Source organism: Acetobacterium sp. (assembly GCF_036508315.1).
Taxonomy (GTDB): domain Bacteria; phylum Bacillota; class Clostridia; order Eubacteriales; family Eubacteriaceae; genus Acetobacterium.
This window is the reverse complement of sequence record NZ_DATCHP010000062.1, coordinates 1-16,680: the sequence shown is the minus strand read 5'-3', so window position 1 is coordinate 16,680 and position 16,680 is coordinate 1. Positions and strand designations below refer to the sequence as shown.

Here is a 16,680-nt window from a genome sequence, read left to right as displayed (position 1 = left end):
AAAAAAAATATTAACTTAACATTTCGTCTATAAAATTACAGGCAATGGGAAACATTCAATAGTTTTCAAACGTTACAAGGAGGAAATTTGTGAAAATAAGTAGAAGAGATTTTTTAAAGTGGTCGGTTGCGACTGGGGTTGCTTTGAACTTAGAATTTGATCTTGACAATGTAAATTCAGTTCTGGCAGCAGAAACAGATCCGCCCATCATTTGGATTCAAGGGGCCGGCTGTTCCGGATGTACAATCTCCACTTTGAATGTAACGACTCCAACCACCATTGATGATGTGCTGCTAAACAAAGTAAGCATGAAATATAACAACACAATTATGGCTGCTTCCGGTGATCTTACAATGCAAACTTTGGATCAATGTGCCACTCAGTATGCCAGTCAATTTATATTGGTGATAGAAGGTGCGATACCTACCGGTGCAAGCGGAAACTATTGTATCATTGGAGAGGTCGCTGGCGTTCCAATGACAATGCAACAGGCTGTTTTAAAATATGGGCCCATGGCAAAATATGTCGTAGCGGCAGGCACCTGCGCTTCCTTTGGCGGCGTTTCGGCTGCAGGTACAAATAATACAGCATGTAAAAGTGCTAAAACACTATTAACCGGGAAAACAACAAACCCTGTGGTAAATTTACCAGGATGTCCAGTTCATCCTACTGTTTTGATTCAAACACTTTTGGATTTAATATTAACGGGTATGCCGGCATTAGATAATAACAGTAGGTCTACAAAATACTTTGGAGCAACGGTACATAATACGTGTCCACGAAAAGGAACTGGAAATGCAGGCCAAATAGGATCAACAGCCGGATGCTTCCTATCATTGGGATGCAAGGGAACAAGCACTGATAATGTTTGCACATCATTGAAATGGAATAATGGACAATCATGGTGCATGAATGTTAACTATCCCTGCATCGGCTGTTCAAATCCTACCTTCCCAACCAATCCATTATTATAAGCTTAGCTCACCATTAATTCATTTATGAAAGGAATAATAAACTATGAGCACTTTAGTATTAGATCCAATAACAAGACTTGAAGGACATTTAAAAGTTTCAGTAACGTTAGATGCAGGTAATAATGTCACTGCGGCACAGGCAACAGGTAATTTATATCGTGATTTTGAAAATATGTTAGTCGGAAGAGTTCCCGGTGATGCGGCCTTTTTAACACAGCGAATCTGCGGGGTGTGTCCGGTTTCGCATGCCATCGCTTCTTCAAAAGCCACCGAACAGGCGCAAGGTTTTACGCCACCACTGCAGGCATTATTATTAAGAAATCTGATCCAGGGAGCTAATTTTATTGCCAGTAATGTATTGCATTTTTATCAGCTGGCACTGCTGGACTTTATCCAGGGACCACAAATGAGCCCATGGGCTCCCGGTTATGCACTGGATTTTAGATTAAATGCCACGGACAGCCAAACATTAATGGATCATTATGTCACAGCATTATCCATAAGAAGACAGGCTCATGAAATGGGAGCAATTTTCGGCGGAAAGCTTCCTCATGTTGGGAATGTCGTTCCAGGCGGTGTGACAGCAAATCCGACTTCAACCCATATCACCAGCTTCAGAAATTATTTAAATACAATAACGGCATTTGTTCAAAATACCTATCGAGCAGATGTAAACAAATTAGCTGCCGCTTATAGCGATTATTATCAAATCGGTAAAGGCTATGGCAATTTAATATCCTATGGCGTGTTTGATACAAATACTGCCGGAGCTCAGTTATTCCCTGCCGGTACTGTCACTAACGGTGTGGTTGGAGGGTTTGCAAACACCAATATAAAAGAATATGTCGGACATTCCTGGTATACATCACCATCTGGAGTCAACCCTTCAAGTGAGGCAACAACGCCAAGCTTCGGGAAATCAGGCGCTTATACCTGGCTTAAGGCGCCAAGATACAATGATGTGCCCTATGAAGCCGGAAGTCTGGCAAGAACCTGGATAAGCGGAGATTATCAAGTTGGCGTTTCCGTTATGGATCGGCATATGGCCAGATGCATTGAAACCGGCAAGATAGCTGAAAATATGCAAACCTGGCTTAACCAGCTTCAGGTTGGGGTATCCGGTTATACAGATATAGGAACCCCGGCTACCGGAACAGGCATCGGTTTAACAGAAGCACCAAGAGGGGCTCTCGGACATTGGGTTTCTGTTGCCACTTCAAAAATATCCAGATATCAAATCGTCACCCCAACCTGTTGGAATGCTTCACCAATGGACGATGCAGGAAATGTGGGACCCATTGAAAAGGCTTTAATCGGAACGCATGTAACAGACACTGCACAACCCGTTGAGCTTTTAAGAATTGTACACTCCTTCGACCCATGTACAGGATGCTCGGTACATGTCATGTCACCAGAAGGCATTGAAATATCTAATTTTGTTGTCCAACCGCTATAATTTTAAGGTTAAAGGAAACCGAATTCTTGGAACAATTATAGTTGTTTCGAGATGACAGGGTTGAAATATTTGACGCTTCTTTTCATAAAAAAGTTTCCAGTGTTTTTTTTATTTCTTCTTTTATGACCATTATTCAATTCATCTTTAGATTTGATAATGGTCTGCAAATCTTAACTTGACAATTATTTACAAAAAGGTTATTCTTGATTTGTAAATAATTTGTAACAAAAATAACATTAATGTAACGGAATGCAAATTTGAGTAAAATTTGTATTGATAAAAGAAAAAAACAGACGTTTTTTTCAAAAATTAAAGGAGAATATCTATGAAAATAAGCAGAAGAGATTTCTTGAAGTGGTCTGTTGCGGCAGGAGTTGCTTTGAATGTGAATTTTGATCTTGCAGATGTAAATTCAGTTCTGGCAGCAGAAACAGATCCACCAATCATTTGGATTCAAGGTGCAGGCTGCTCCGGGTGTACAATCTCCACATTAAATGTAACTAATCCAGCCACCATTGATGACGTTCTATTAAATAAAGTCAGTATGAAATATAACAATACAATTATGGCATCATCAGGCTCTGGTGCAGTTCAGGCTTTAGAAGAAAGCGCAACCCAGTATAACGGTCAATTTATACTGGTTGTAGAGGGTGCTGTACCGACTGGTGCAAGCGGAAACTACTGTGTCATCGGAGAGCTGAATGGCGTTCCTTTAACAGTCCAACAGGCTGTTTTAAAATATGGTCCCATGGCAAAATATGTCGTAGCGGCAGGAACGTGTGCTTCCTTTGGAGGCGTATCAGCGGCCGGTACCAATGAAACAGGTTGTTCAGGCGTTAACACACTATTGACCGGTAAAACAATTAACCCGGTTGTCAATTTGTCAGGTTGTCCGGTTCATCCTACGGTTATGATTCAATCGCTGCTGGATCTCATTTTAGTTGGTAAGCCGGCAGTGGATTCGAACAACAGACCGACTAAATATTTTAGTGAAACAATCCATTCAACCTGCCCCAGAAGAGAAGAAGATGATGCAAGTCAAATAGGAGCAACATCAGGATGTTTTGAAGCCTTGGGTTGTATGGGTAAATCCTGCCAGAATGTATGTGAATCCATGAAATGGAATAATGGACAAGCATGGTGTATCGGTGTTAATTACCCTTGCATAGGATGTTCAGATCCTACCTTCCCGGCGAATCCATTATTAATCGGTTCTGATTAATTGAATAAGAAGGGATTATAAAATATGAGTACAATAGTATTAGATCCAATAACAAGACTGGAAGGCCATTTGAAAATTTCCGTCACTTTAGATGCAAGTAACACCGTGACTGCCGCAGAGGCAACCGGTAATCTATATCGGGGTTTCGAAAACATGTTAGTGGGAAGAAATCCTGGGGATGCGGCTTTTTTAACGCAGAGAATCTGCGGCGTTTGCCCAGTTTCTCATGCCATCGCTTCATCAAAGGCCACAGAGCAGGCAGGAAATTTTACTCCAAATCTTCAGGGACTGCTTTTAAGAGATCTTATCCAGGGAGCTAACTTTATAGCCAGTAATATACTGCACTTTTATCAGCTTGCCTTGCTGGATTATGTTCAAGGTCCGGCAATGCATCCATGGACTCCCGGTTATTCCCAGGATTTCAGATTCAGTGCTGCTGACAGCCAAACATTGATGGCTAATTATGTTACCGCTTTATCCATAAGAAGACAAGCTCAGGAAATGGGAGCAATTTTCGGAGGAAAACTTCCTCATGTTGGTAATGTCGTACCAGGCGGTGTGACAGCAAGTCCTTCGTCTGCGGACATCGCTAATTTCAGTGATTATTTAGGGACAATTAAGGCCTTTATCCAAAGTGAATATAATGCGGATGTCAATAAATTAGCAACAGCTTATAGCGATTATTATCAAATCGGTAAAGGTTATGGGAACCTGATATCCTATGGTGTCTTTGATACGAATATTACCGGAACTCAATTATTCCCTGCGGGAACCGTCACAAACGGTGCAGTTGGAAGCTTTGATGCAGCTAATATAAAAGAATACGTGGGACATTCCTGGTATTCATCACCTTCAGGAGCTAACCCTTCATCTGAAACAACAACCCCAAGCTATGGAAAATCAGGTGCCTATACCTGGCTTAAGGCACCACGATACAATGATGTGGCCTATGAAGCCGGAAGTCTGGCAAGAACCTGGGTAAGCGGCGATTATAGAAATGGGATTTCTGTTATGGACAGACACCTGGCAAGATATACAGAGACAAGTAAGATCGCCACTAATATGGCAACCTGGCTCAGTCAGCTTCAGGTTGGAGTATCCGGATATACGAATATGGGCACGGTAACATCAAGTGGCAATACTGGTTCAGATAGTGAAAAAGATAGCGAAAACAAAACCGGGAGCGAAAGTGAAAACAGCAGCGATGATAAAAGCGTATCCGAAACAGATGCAACAACAGCCGCAACAGTTGTAGCGGCAGCCGCGACAGCAGTACAGGCAACGACATCAGCAACAGGGGTAGCCGCTCCTGCGACCCCAGTGGATGCAACAACAGCCGCAACAGCCATTGCAACCAATGCCACTGCGGTAGTAGCAGGAACAGGTATTGGATTAACGGAAGCACCGCGAGGCGCCCTGGGCCATTGGGTGACGATTGCAGCTTCAAAAATATCACAATACCAGATAGTAACGCCAACCTGTTGGAATGCATCACCCATGGATGATGCTGGAAATGTTGGACCCATTGAGATGGCACTGATTGGAGTAAATGTCGCAAATAGTGCCGAACCAGTGGAGCTATTAAGAATCGTCCACTCCTTTGACCCATGTACAGGCTGTTCAGTGCATGTCATGTCCCCAGAAGGCATTGAAATGTCAAACTTTATTGTACAGCCGCTTTGATACCAGAGTTAAAGGACACTGTTATTATCGGAATCGGTAATATTTTACTTCAGGATGATGGTGTCGGAGTCCATGTAATCAAACAATTGGAAAATGAAATGCTGCCATCGACGATTGAATTAGTCGATGGCGGTACATCCACACTGGATATGCTGGGTTTCTTTCTGGATTATAAAAAGGTAATTGTTGTGGATTGTCTCAGGGCAGGTTTAAAACCGGGCACCATCTACAAAATAAAACCCGAAGATATCAGTCATTACGAAAAAGAAAATCTTTCCATTCATGACGTTCAAATACTGGATGTTGTAAGAATGGCAAAGATGCTGGATAAAACCCCTTTAGTAGTAATATTCGGCATAGAACCGGAAAAAATATCCTTAGAGCTGGAAATGACAAAAACAATAATATCAAAAATACCGGAAATCGTTTCGCATATAAAGAAAGAATTGAAGCTTAACTAGGAGATCAAGATGCATGAAGTTTCGATCATTCAAAATGTTGTAAAAATAGTAACCGAAAAAGCAATTGAAAACAAATTCACTAAGGTATCCAAAGTATCATTAAAAATAGGTGAATTATCCGGGGTTATGCCGGAATCTCTCAACTTTGCATTCAAAAGTTGCATAATGGAGTCAATGCTTGAAGGCGCAACCTTAGAAATAGAAAAAGTAAAGGCCATAGCGGAGTGCCTTGACTGTAAAAAAGAATTCCCAATTGACCATTTTAATAAACTCTGTCCAATTTGCAATCAATTTTGTTCGAGTATTGTTAGTGGCTATGAGCTTTATATAAATACCATAGAAGGAGATTAAAGGATGAGTGAAATAAAGGTCGTTACAAACATTCTTCAAACAAATGATGAGATCACTGCTAAAAATAAAAAATTACTGAATGATAAGGGTATCTATGTCATAAACCTTATGAGTTCACCGGGTTCAGGTAAGACATCATTGCTTGAACGCATTATCGCGAAACTTAAAAACGATATTAATATTGCGGTGATTGAAGGGGATATTTATACCACAAAAGATGCCCAGAGAATTGAAGCCCAGGGTGTTCCAGTGGTTCAAATCAACACCGGAGGAGCCTGTCACCTTGATGCCGAAATGATCAGAGGGGCATTAAACGGATTAACCCTTGATAAAATTGATTTGCTTGTTATCGAAAATGTCGGTAATCTCGTTTGCCCGGCAGAATTTGAAATCGGTGAAGATATAAAAATCGCTGTTTTGAGCACCACAGAAGGCAATGACAAACCCCTGAAATATCCACTGATGTTTGAAAAATGCGGTGCAGTTATCTTAAACAAACTGGATATAATAGAATTTACTGATTTTGACAAAGCTGAGTTTTATTATGATATTAAATCTTTAAATGCCAATGCGGATACCTTTGAAACATCCTGTGTTAAAAATCAGGGAATCGATGAAATATGTTCGTGGTTAATGAGTAAAATAAGAAATAAAAAAAGTGAAATGAAATAAAGGAGGAATTGTATTATGCCAAGATTAGGATTTCCGGAGTTAGCAATAATATTAGTTATTGCGCTGATCATATTTGGACCAGGAAAGTTACCTGGATTAGGTAAGTCTGTAGGTGAAACGATTAAAGAATTTAGAAAGGGCACATCCGAGCCAGTGAGTGTTAACAAAACAGAAATCAGTGAAACTGTCCAAACTGAAACCAAAGCAGATGTTAAAGGACAGGCAATAAACGCTGAAGGTAAATCGAAAGAAAATAAAACATGAAGGACAATAAAAAATTTAAAGCGTTTAAAGAGTTGGATTAAATAAAAGGAGGGGTTTTATTATGCCAAGTTTAGGATTTCCGGAGTTAGCAATAATATTAGTTATTGCGCTGATCATATTTGGACCAGGAAAGTTACCATCATTAGGTAAGTCAGTTGGTGAAACCATTAAAGAATTTAAAAAAGCCTCAACTCAGCTAATGAATGATAATAAAACAGAACCAGAGGCAGAGGTTAAAGCCCAGGAAACCAATGCAGAAGTTAAAACTGAAGATGGTAAAAGTTAAGAAATAAAATAATCGTTAGGGAGTAAAGCTATGATTAAAAGCGAAGGTATTGTCAAGGCGGTCCACTGGCTTGAGAGATTCAGAAAAATTATTCTTTGGATAGTTTTAGTTATTATTGCAGCATCCTCGCTTGTATATATTCAAGCTGATTTGTTAATTAGTATACTTGCACAGCCACTCAATGGCGTGCAATTGCATTTCATGACGCCGGCTGAAGGACTCATGGCAAAGCTAAAGGTTTCTGTTTTAGGAGGGCTTATCGTAGCCTCACCAATCATAATTTTTCTAATCATACAGGCAACGGGATCGGTACTGACAAAAAAAATCAAGAGACTTCTGATATTTCTTATTTTACCTTTGTCTTTTGTCCTCTTCGCTTTTGGAATGGTTTTTGGATATACCCTGGTTTTACCGACAACTATAAAATTTCTTATGGATACCAGTAATGGTTTTATGATACCGACCTTGTCTGCAAATCAATACTTTTCCTTTATAGGGGGATTGCTTTTTTGTATCGGTGCAGTATTTGAACTGCCATTAATTTTAATTGCTTTATCAAGAATCGGGATTATTAATTCAAAAATGCTGAAAAAGGCACGAAAGATGACTATTTTGTTAGCGGTTATCGGAGCAGCTTTAATCACACCATCCCCGGATGCGTTTACGTTAGCCATTGTAACGCTGCCAATTTTAATTCTTTATGAAGTAAGTATCTGGTCGATATTCTTGTTTGAAAAAAAAGATAAACGAAAGAAAAGCAAAGAATTCTCAGAATAACCAGAGAGTGAATTTTGTGAGGTAAAGATATGGCAGCAAATGAAATGTCTGTAGTCGACCATTTAAATGAGTTAAGAAAAAGAATCATAATATCGGTGATCAGTATTTCTGCTGTTACCTTTCTTATCTATTATCAGGTTAATTATTTAATTAATATACTGATAAAACCCATAGCAGAGTTTAATTTAAGTCTCGTATACTTTAGATTAACAGAAGGTTTTGTCACAAGACTTCAAATATCTCTTGTTGCAGCCCTTATTATTACCAGCCCCATTATACTCTATGAAATATTGGCGTTTGTGGGAGCTGGTTTAACTTCCATAGAAAAAAAGTATTTATATAAGAATGGATTTGTTCTTTCCGGCTTATTTATACTTGGCATCGTTTTTGGATACACCATGATCTTGCCACATTCACTTAATTTTTTAATCTCTTATGGAAACACTTACTTAAAACCAGTGCTGAATGGCAGCACCTATTTTAATTTCATAGGTGTTTTTTGCCTTTTCACAGGCATTACGTTTCTGATCCCCTATGGTTTAGTGTTATTAGGGAAACATTCGCTCATAAGTTCCAGGGTATTAAGAAAAAAACAAATACCAGTAATGCTGGGAGTGCTTGCATTAGAAGGCGTATTATTACCCTCAGTGGATTTTTTTACATTTGCTATGGCGGCGGCTCCTGTTTTGTTAATGTATGAAATAAGTATCTGGATTATATTTTTAAGCGAAAGAAGAAAAAGGAGGAGAGAGAATGTGTCTGGCAATACCCGGAAAGGTTTTAAGTTTAGACGGAAATAATGGGTCGGTAGAAATTGGAAATATGACAAGGGATGTGTTTATGCATCTCGTACCAGAGGCGGTTGTGAATGACTATGTACTTGTACATGCAGGCTGTGCAATACAGATGATCGATGAAGCAGAAGCAAAAATAACCTTGGATATTTTAAAGGAGCTTGCCCAAAATGAAATTTGTTGATGAATTCAGAAACAATGAATACACTAAAATACTGGTTGAGAAGCTAAATAATATTTCCAGCGAAAAGATGAATATTATGGAGGTTTGCGGGTCCCATACCATGGCTATATTCAGATATGGTATCAGGGATGTACTGCCTTCAAACATCAATCTTATATCAGGTCCGGGTTGTCCGGTGTGCGTCACACCTCAGAGTTATATTGATACAGCCCTGACACTTTCTGAAAAAGGGAATGTCATTATTGCAACTTTTGGAGATATGATGAAAGTCCCTGGGAAAAAGGGTTCACTCACTAAAAAAAAAGCAGAAGGTGCAGATGTAAGAATTGTATACTCGCCCATGGATTGTCTTTTGATGGCAAACCAAAACCCTTCTAAAAAGATCGTATTTTTGTCCGTAGGATTTGAAACAACGGCTCCTATGGCTGCGGTTACTGTTATGGAAGCTAAAAAAAATAATATCAGTAATTTGTTTTTCCTGACCGCCCACAAAATCGTCCCACCGGTTATGGAGGCGTTAGTTAAGGAAAAAGATTTAATAATAGACGGGTTTTTATTACCGGGGCATGTCTGTGCAATTATTGGGTCAAAACCCTTTGAATTTTTGAGCAGGGATTATCATATCCCGGGAGTCGTCACAGGGTTTGAGCCCATTGATATGCTTCAGGGGTTGAATACACTGGTAAGCTCAGTGAGTAAAAAAAATAACAGGATTGAGAATGACTATAAACGAATCGTTAAAACAGAGGGAAATCCCTCTGCCTTGGAATATTTAAAAAAAGCGTTTAATCGTGTGGATAGCAGTTGGAGAGGCCTGGGCAGAATCCCCAACAGCGGACTGGAATTTAAGGGCGAATACGAAGACTTTGATGCGCTTAAGCATTTCAAAATAGATTATGAAGAATATGATGGCAGTCCCGGGTGCAAATGCGGAGAAATACTCAAGGGGAAAATCAAGCCACCGGATTGTCCGCTTTTTAAAAAAATCTGTAATCCGGAAAACCCGGTTGGTTCCTGCATGGTTTCATCAGAAGGTACCTGTGCGGCTTATTATCGATACCACAAAGACACGAAATAACTGGAGGTCTATTCAAATGGACGACATGATCACTTTAAGTCACGGCAGCGGCGGTGTACAAACGAACCGATTGATAAATGACGTATTTTTTAAATATTTTAATAACGATATTTTAAATCAGATGAATGATGCAGCTCAAGTTGAGCTGGATTTCAAAAAACTTGCGTTTACCACGGATTCATTTGTGGTGAATCCACTGTTTTTTAATGGCGGCAATATTGGTAAATTAGCAGTCTGCGGGACGGTCAATGATCTGGCCGTCAGCGGAGCCAAACCACTTTACCTAACAAGTGCTTTTATTATCGAAGAAGGTTTTTCTATTAAAGAACTGGAAGAAATTGTGAAATCAATGGCAGAGGAAGCCCATAAAGCCGGGGTGAAAATTGTCGCCGGAGACACAAAAGTTGTTGAGAAAGGCAGTGCTGACGGTATTTTTATTAACACTTCAGGGATCGGGAAGATTTATGAGAATGTTGATATTAATTGTGCCAATGCAAAAGTGGGAGACATCATCATCATCAATGGGTCATTAGGCGATCATGGCATGACAATCATGTGTGAAAGAAACAAACTTGGTTTAGAAGGGAATTTAAAAAGTGACTGTGCCTGTTTGAATTCCTTAGTCGACACAATGCTTGAAGCATATGAGGGAATTCATGTTATTCGGGATGCTACACGAGGCGGAGTTGCTGCAGTGCTTAATGAAATCAGCGAATTCAGTCAGGTAACGGTCGCTCTTGAAGAAAATATGTTACCTTTAAAAGAAGAAGTAAAAGGCGCCACTGAAATGCTGGGGCTGGATCCACTTTATATTGCCAATGAAGGAAAGCTTTGCGCCTTTGTACCGGAAGCTTATGCGCAAGAAGTGCTTAATGCAATGAGAGAACATCCACTGGGTTATGATGCTGTCATTATTGGAAAAGTTACCGAAGAATCAGGACAAAAGGTTTATGTCAATACTGTAGTCGGTGGAAAAAGGCTGGTTGATATGCCATCCGGAATTCAGCTTCCAAGAATATGTTAAATTTTGAAGAATAATGTTATGGATGTCACGAAGAGTGATAAATTGAAGGTTGCGTGAAGGATAAAAAGCATATCTATTGAACCATGAAAGCTATTTCTTAAATTAAGAAAGCTTTCGTGGTTATTTATTGTTTTTTGGGAGATTGGCCAAGGAAAATACGAATTGAATTTGAAAAATCACTAGCAGGCTCCAATAATGTAAAAAGAAAAATAAAACATATCGATTTTTACCATCATCAGTCTGGCTTTAACCTTTATATTTTATAAAACCATTAATAAAAATATGGAGGTACGATTGTTGGCGTTTTTGGTGGGTATAAATATAAAAACGGGTAAAAATTAAAAAGCAAAGTTGAACAATGACTAAAAGGAGTGATTCTATGCCATATAACAAGTTGTATAAAAAAGCGAATTATTTAATGAACGAAAAAAGCCCCTATTTATTGCAGCACGCATATAATCCTGTGGATTGGTATCCCTGGACGGAAGAAGCCTTTGATAAAGCAAAAGCCCTTAATAAACCTATATTCCTTTCTATTGGGTATAGCACCTGCCACTGGTGCCACGTTATGGAAAGAGAATCTTTTGAAGATGCAGAGGTTGCAGCGGTTTTGAACAGGGATTTCATCAGCATTAAAGTTGATCGGGAAGAACGACCGGATATTGACCAAATCTATATGACCTTTTCACATGTAAGCACGGGACAGGGGGGCTGGCCTCTCACTGTATTTTTAACACCGGAAAAGAAACCATTCTATGTTGGGACATATTTTCCTAAAAATTATAAATATGGTCGGCCGGGGCTTTTAGAAGTTTTAAAGGGAATCACAAACAAATGGAATCAAAGTCAGTCAGAAGTTGAAAATTCAGCCGAAAAAATAACCCTTATGCTGAATTCTCTGGATAGAACAGAAGAAGAAACTATCTTTGATCGAGACGTTTTTAGAGATGCCTATGATTACTTTAATCAAAGCTTTGACGTAGAATATGGAGGTTTTGGTATGGAACCGAAGTTCCCCACCCCGCATAATCTGTTTTATTTATTGCGGTATTCTGAAGCAAATAAAGAATCCCATGCCCTTGAGATGGTGGAAAAAACCCTGACGCAAATGTATAAAGGGGGGATTTTTGATCACATTGGTTTTGGGTTTTCAAGATATGCCACGGATCAGGCCTGGCTAGTTCCTCATTTTGAAAAAATGTTATACGATAATGCGCTATTGATTATGGCTTATGCCGAAACCTATCAAGCTACTGGAAATGCACTTTATAAAGATATTGCAGAAAAAATCATTACCTATGTAACCCGGGATTTAATGTCACCGGAAGGTGGATTTTATTGCGCCGAAGATGCGGATTCGGAAGGGGTCGAAGGAAAATTTTATGTTTGGACAATGGATGAAGTTGAAAAAATTCTTGGACATGATCGGTCTGAATTTTTCCTTCACTATTATCCGATGACAAAAGAAGGTAATTTTGAAGGAACGAACATTCTGAATCTGATTACAACCTCAATTGAAATCATTCAAGAAAACCAGGATATCAAGGATCAACTTGAAGTGATGGCTAAGGAACTCTTTAATGAAAGAGAAAAACGGATTCATCCCCACAAAGACGATAAGATTTTAACGGGATGGAATGGTCTTATGATCGCCGCTTTGGCAAAGGCAGGCAGAATCTTTAATAGCCCTGCCATTATTAAACAGGCAGAACAGGCCATTGAATTTATCGAGAAAAATCTGACCGGAAACGATGGTCGTCTCTTTGCCAGATACCGACAGGGTGATGTTAAACATTTGGCCTATCTTGACGACTATGCCTTTATGATCTGGGGCTATATTGAGTGCTACGAAGCCACTTTTAAGATCGAATACCTGGAAAAAGCCCTTAAACGTCTGGATGATATGGTGGATCTCTTTGGTGATGAAAAAGGTGAATCCGGCTTTTATTTATACGGTAAAGACGCAGAACAGTTAATTGCAAAACCAAAAGACATATTTGACAACGCCATACCCGCCGGTAACTCAATAGCAGCTTATTGTCTGGTTAGATTAGGGAAAATGACCGGGAGAAAAGACCTGGCAGATAAAGCAGAGGCCATGTTTACTTATTTTGCAGGTAAGCTTAACCAGTCTCCAATGGCATTCACTATGATGCTCAGCGCCAAGCTGTTTGCAGAGGAACCCACAAAAGAAATTGTTCTGGCCGGGAAAAGAGAAGAAGCCACTATTAAAGCCATGATTGAAAGTCTGAATAAAAAATATATGCCTTTTTCAGTAGTGTTATTAAATGAGGAAGATGGAAAATTAGAACAGATTAATGATTTCGCAAAAAATCAGAGAACATCAGAAGGCAAAGCAACCGCATATATTTGCGAAAACTATCATTGTGAACAGCCAGTCACCGAAATAGAAGCCTTTAATCAATTGATTTGAGAATTTAATGACAACTGTCCTTAATAAATGATAATATGTTATTAAAATTTAATGAAAAGGTTGGTGTGAATCATGAATTATGTAAAAAAAGATAAAAAAGAACTCGCTCAATCCTTAACGCCTGAACAATATGCAGTGACTCAGGAAAGTGCCACAGAGCAACCGTTTAAAAATGAGTATTACAATGAGTTTAAGGAAGGAATCTATGTGGATATCACCACCGGAGAACCTCTTTTTATATCTACAGATAAATTTGAGTCCGGATGTGGCTGGCCCAGTTTTTCAAAACCCATAGATCGCAGGGCAGTGAAGGAATCAGATGACAATACCCTGAGAATGCAACGAACTGAAGTCCGAAGCGCCATTGGCGATTCCCATTTAGGACATGTATTTGGAGATGGGCTAAAGGAAAAAGGGGGTTTGCGATATTGTATCAACAGTGCCGCTCTGCGATTTGTTCCCAAAGAAAAAATGGAAGAACAAGGATACAGTGAGTATGTGGATATGTTATAATGTATTAGACTTAATTGTTTAGAGAAGATACTGATGGGTGTAAATATATTAGAATCAATTCTAAAGGAGAAACATTATGGATGCAATTTACAAAGTTCAAACCGATAAGAGTTTTAAACAGGCGATTGAAGATCTGAAAACAAGTTTGGGTAATTACAAATTCGGGGTGTTATGGCAGTTGGACTTTAAGGAAAAACTCAGGGAAAAAGGACTGGATTTTGATAAAAATTTCGAAATATTAGAAGTTTGCAATCCAAGCCAGGCAAAAATAGTGTTAAACCAAAATATAGAAGCAGGATACTTTTTACCCTGTAAAATAGTGGTGTATGAAGAAGATGACTCAGTATTTATTGGTATGCCAAGGCCGACAGAGTTAATTGGAATGATCAGAGATGATAAATTAGCAGGTACTGCACTGGAAGTCGAAAATCAACTAAAATCTGCAATAAACGATGCCAGATAAAAAAACAATGAAAGAGGTACCCTATAGAAGGTACCTCTTTTAAATAAAAAGGAGGAAAATAATGAGCAAGATAAAGGTGAAAGATGGTACAAAGATTTATTACAAAGACTGGGGAACCGGACAACCAGTTGTTTTCAGTCACGGTTGGCCCCTTAATTCAGATAGCTGGGAAGCTCAGATGATGTTCCTGGCCTCAAAAGGTTATCGCTGCATTGCCCATGACCGTCGAGGTCATGGACGGTCATGTCAGTCATGGACTGGCAACGATATGGACACCTATGCCGATGACCTTTCCGAACTCATGGAAGCACTTGACCTTAAAGACGCTGTCCTCATCGGCTTCTCTGCCGGCGGCGGTGAAATTGCCCGATATATTGGCCGCTATGGCACCAAACGAGTAGCTAAGGCTGGGCTGATCTCATCCGTTCCGCCACTGATGCTCAAAACAGCGGCTAATCCCGGTGGCTTGCCCATTGAGGTGTTCGACGGGATACGGCTCGGATCCATTACCGACCGCTCCCAGCTCTATTTAGATTTAGCTAGCGGACCGTTCTTTGGTGGCAACAGACCCGGTGCCAAAGTTTCCCAGGGGATAATCAATTCATTCTGGCATCAGGGAATGCATGCCGGTCATAAGAATGCCTTTGACTGTATCAAAGCATTTTCCGAAACGGATTTTACCGAAGACCTGAAAAAGTTCGACGTACCAACCCTGATTATCCATGGCGATGACGACCAGATTGTGCCAGTCGGCGCAGCTGCGCTTCTCTCATCGAAACTGGTTAAGAACGCCACCTTAAAGATTTATAAAGGCGGACCTCATGGGATTACAGATACCCACAAAGACCAGCTCAATGCCGACCTTTTAGAATTTCTTAAGGCCTGAAGTCTTACAAATAAATAAGTTTACAAATTTAGTTAATTTAATTTAGGAGATGAATTTATGAATAATTTAGAATTTGCAATAAATATGGAACATGATGGTGAAAAATTTTACAAAAAGCAAGCAGAAAAAAACAAAGACAACAGCTTAAATACTGTATTTCTTTTGTTGGAAGAAGACGAAGCACATCATGCTCGGATTTTGCAAAATAAGTTCAATGAATTAACAGATAGTAACACGCTTTCTCAAGTCAATAATGTGTTCAAAGAAAGCAAGGGTTTTATAAGTGAATTCGAAAAAATTCCCAATCAGTTGGATGCGTATAAATTTGCTTTAGAAATAGAAAGAAAAAGTATTGACCTTTATAAAAGCTTTTTATCCGAATCAACGGATGACCAATCGAAGGAATTATTTGAATTCCTCATCAAACAGGAAAAAGATCATTATACAATATTCGAAGAATTGATATTACTGGTTGAACGACCTGAAGAATGGGTTGAAAACGCTGAATTTGGAATAAGAGAAGAATATTAATGCAGAAAGACAAATAACTGAAAAATGTCGCTTTAAAAAGTCCTTCAATTTGAAATAATTGAAGGACTTTTTTTAAGTATTATTGACTGTGGCTTTCAGCTTGGAATCATTAAGAAGAAGCCAGTTATGTTTTTAGAAACGTTTGAACTTTTCTTTTTCAATTCCTGTTTTTGAAAATACGAGAGAAGCATTTATTTCAGCACCCAATAAAAAGATGATACTGCTCAAATATATCCAGGTCAGCAAGGCAAAAATACCACCAAGGCTTCCATATACCGCTGTGTAATTGCCCAGGTTATTGGCATAAAAAGAAAAGGCAAAAGAAACGATGACCCAACTGATTGAAGCAATGATTGCACCAGGTAGAACCTCCTTAAAACGCATTCGGCGATTTGGGGCATTATAATAAAGGAAAATAAAAACAAGGATGATCGCGATTAAGGCAATGATTAATCTGAAATAGCTCCAAATCTTTAAGAATATATTCGAGAATCCTAAAAAATGAAAAAATTGTGTTCCCAGAATTCCGCCGAAAACGATTAGAATCATGGAAAATATAATAGTAAAAGTAAGCACCAGAGTAATAGCCAATGAAACAGCTTTTAACTTCAGAAAGGGCCGGGTTTC

Annotated in this window: 20 protein-coding genes; 19 read left to right on the top strand and 1 reads right to left on the bottom strand. The window is 39.2% G+C overall.

The features are described 5' to 3' along the window. Positions 1–89 precede the first annotated feature (89 nt). From VIK44_RS07950 to VIK44_RS07860, 19 genes are all read left to right on the top strand, one after another. Positions 90–974, top strand: a complete 885-nt coding sequence (locus VIK44_RS07950) for a hydrogenase small subunit (RefSeq protein ID WP_331553324.1) — start codon at positions 90–92, stop codon at positions 972–974. A 43-nt stretch (positions 975–1,017) separates the two neighbouring features. Then, the gene (locus VIK44_RS07945) at positions 1,018–2,430 is read left to right on the top strand and encodes a nickel-dependent hydrogenase large subunit (RefSeq protein ID WP_331553322.1); all 1,413 of its coding nucleotides are present in this window, start codon (positions 1,018–1,020) and stop codon (positions 2,428–2,430) included. A 325-nt stretch (positions 2,431–2,755) separates the two neighbouring features. Then, complete coding sequence (locus VIK44_RS07940) at positions 2,756–3,652, top strand: hydrogenase small subunit (protein WP_331553321.1); 897 nt, start codon at positions 2,756–2,758, stop codon at positions 3,650–3,652. A gap of 24 nt (positions 3,653–3,676) precedes the next feature. Further along, positions 3,677–5,335: a nickel-dependent hydrogenase large subunit gene (locus tag VIK44_RS07935; protein WP_331553320.1), complete on the top strand. Its 1,659-nt coding sequence runs from the start codon at positions 3,677–3,679 to the stop codon at positions 5,333–5,335. After that, positions 5,332–5,796, top strand: a complete 465-nt coding sequence (locus VIK44_RS07930) for a hydrogenase maturation protease (RefSeq protein WP_331553319.1) — start codon at positions 5,332–5,334, stop codon at positions 5,794–5,796. The genes VIK44_RS07935 and VIK44_RS07930 overlap by 4 nt, the downstream gene beginning before the upstream one ends. Positions 5,797–5,805: 9 nt before the next feature. Continuing rightward, positions 5,806–6,147: a hydrogenase maturation nickel metallochaperone HypA gene (gene hypA, locus VIK44_RS07925; RefSeq protein WP_331553318.1), complete on the top strand. Its 342-nt coding sequence runs from the start codon at positions 5,806–5,808 to the stop codon at positions 6,145–6,147. Between the two features lie 3 nt (positions 6,148–6,150). Beyond that, the gene (gene hypB / locus VIK44_RS07920) at positions 6,151–6,819 is read left to right on the top strand and encodes a hydrogenase nickel incorporation protein HypB (RefSeq protein WP_331553317.1); all 669 of its coding nucleotides are present in this window, start codon (positions 6,151–6,153) and stop codon (positions 6,817–6,819) included. 15 nt (positions 6,820–6,834) lie between these two features. Continuing rightward, on the top strand, positions 6,835–7,083 hold the full coding sequence (gene tatA, locus VIK44_RS07915) for a twin-arginine translocase TatA/TatE family subunit (RefSeq protein WP_331553316.1): 249 nt from the start codon (positions 6,835–6,837) through the stop codon (positions 7,081–7,083). 61 nt (positions 7,084–7,144) lie between these two features. Then, the gene (gene tatA / locus VIK44_RS07910) at positions 7,145–7,369 is read left to right on the top strand and encodes a twin-arginine translocase TatA/TatE family subunit (RefSeq protein ID WP_331553315.1); all 225 of its coding nucleotides are present in this window, start codon (positions 7,145–7,147) and stop codon (positions 7,367–7,369) included. A gap of 30 nt (positions 7,370–7,399) precedes the next feature. Beyond that, positions 7,400–8,146 (top strand): twin-arginine translocase subunit TatC, encoded by a 747-nt coding sequence (gene tatC / locus VIK44_RS07905; RefSeq protein WP_331553314.1) that lies wholly within the window; start codon positions 7,400–7,402, stop codon positions 8,144–8,146. Positions 8,147–8,175: 29 nt separating this feature from the next. Beyond that, complete coding sequence (gene tatC / locus VIK44_RS07900; protein WP_331553313.1) at positions 8,176–8,946, top strand: twin-arginine translocase subunit TatC; 771 nt, start codon at positions 8,176–8,178, stop codon at positions 8,944–8,946. Further along, positions 8,900–9,124: a HypC/HybG/HupF family hydrogenase formation chaperone gene (locus tag VIK44_RS07895; protein ID WP_331553312.1), complete on the top strand. Its 225-nt coding sequence runs from the start codon at positions 8,900–8,902 to the stop codon at positions 9,122–9,124. Before tatC (VIK44_RS07900) ends, VIK44_RS07895 begins: the two co-directional genes overlap by 47 nt. Next, positions 9,111–10,202: a hydrogenase formation protein HypD gene (gene hypD / locus VIK44_RS07890; RefSeq protein ID WP_331553310.1), complete on the top strand. Its 1,092-nt coding sequence runs from the start codon at positions 9,111–9,113 to the stop codon at positions 10,200–10,202. Before VIK44_RS07895 ends, hypD begins: the two co-directional genes overlap by 14 nt. A gap of 16 nt (positions 10,203–10,218) precedes the next feature. Then, entirely contained in the window at positions 10,219–11,226 is a 1,008-nt protein-coding gene (gene hypE, locus VIK44_RS07885; RefSeq protein ID WP_331553309.1) for a hydrogenase expression/formation protein HypE, read from the top strand. A gap of 379 nt (positions 11,227–11,605) precedes the next feature. Further along, on the top strand, positions 11,606–13,660 hold the full coding sequence (locus VIK44_RS07880) for a thioredoxin domain-containing protein (protein ID WP_331553308.1): 2,055 nt from the start codon (positions 11,606–11,608) through the stop codon (positions 13,658–13,660). A 72-nt stretch (positions 13,661–13,732) separates the two neighbouring features. After that, complete coding sequence (msrB, locus tag VIK44_RS07875; protein WP_331553307.1) at positions 13,733–14,173, top strand: peptide-methionine (R)-S-oxide reductase MsrB; 441 nt, start codon at positions 13,733–13,735, stop codon at positions 14,171–14,173. A gap of 76 nt (positions 14,174–14,249) precedes the next feature. After that, a complete protein-coding gene (locus VIK44_RS07870) occupies positions 14,250–14,636 on the top strand; it encodes a DUF302 domain-containing protein (RefSeq protein ID WP_331553306.1) in 387 nt (128 codons plus the stop codon). A 61-nt stretch (positions 14,637–14,697) separates the two neighbouring features. After that, positions 14,698–15,522: an alpha/beta hydrolase gene (locus tag VIK44_RS07865; protein ID WP_331553304.1), complete on the top strand. Its 825-nt coding sequence runs from the start codon at positions 14,698–14,700 to the stop codon at positions 15,520–15,522. Between the two features lie 57 nt (positions 15,523–15,579). Further along, positions 15,580–16,053 carry a ferritin family protein gene (locus VIK44_RS07860; RefSeq protein WP_331553303.1) on the top strand — a complete coding sequence of 158 codons (474 nt, stop codon included), beginning with the start codon at positions 15,580–15,582 and terminating at the stop codon, positions 16,051–16,053. Positions 16,054–16,185: 132 nt separating this feature from the next. Here VIK44_RS07860 and VIK44_RS07855 read toward each other — a convergent pair. After that, positions 16,186–16,680 (bottom strand): YihY/virulence factor BrkB family protein (locus VIK44_RS07855; protein ID WP_331553302.1); only part of this gene is annotated, 495 nt, incomplete at its 5' end.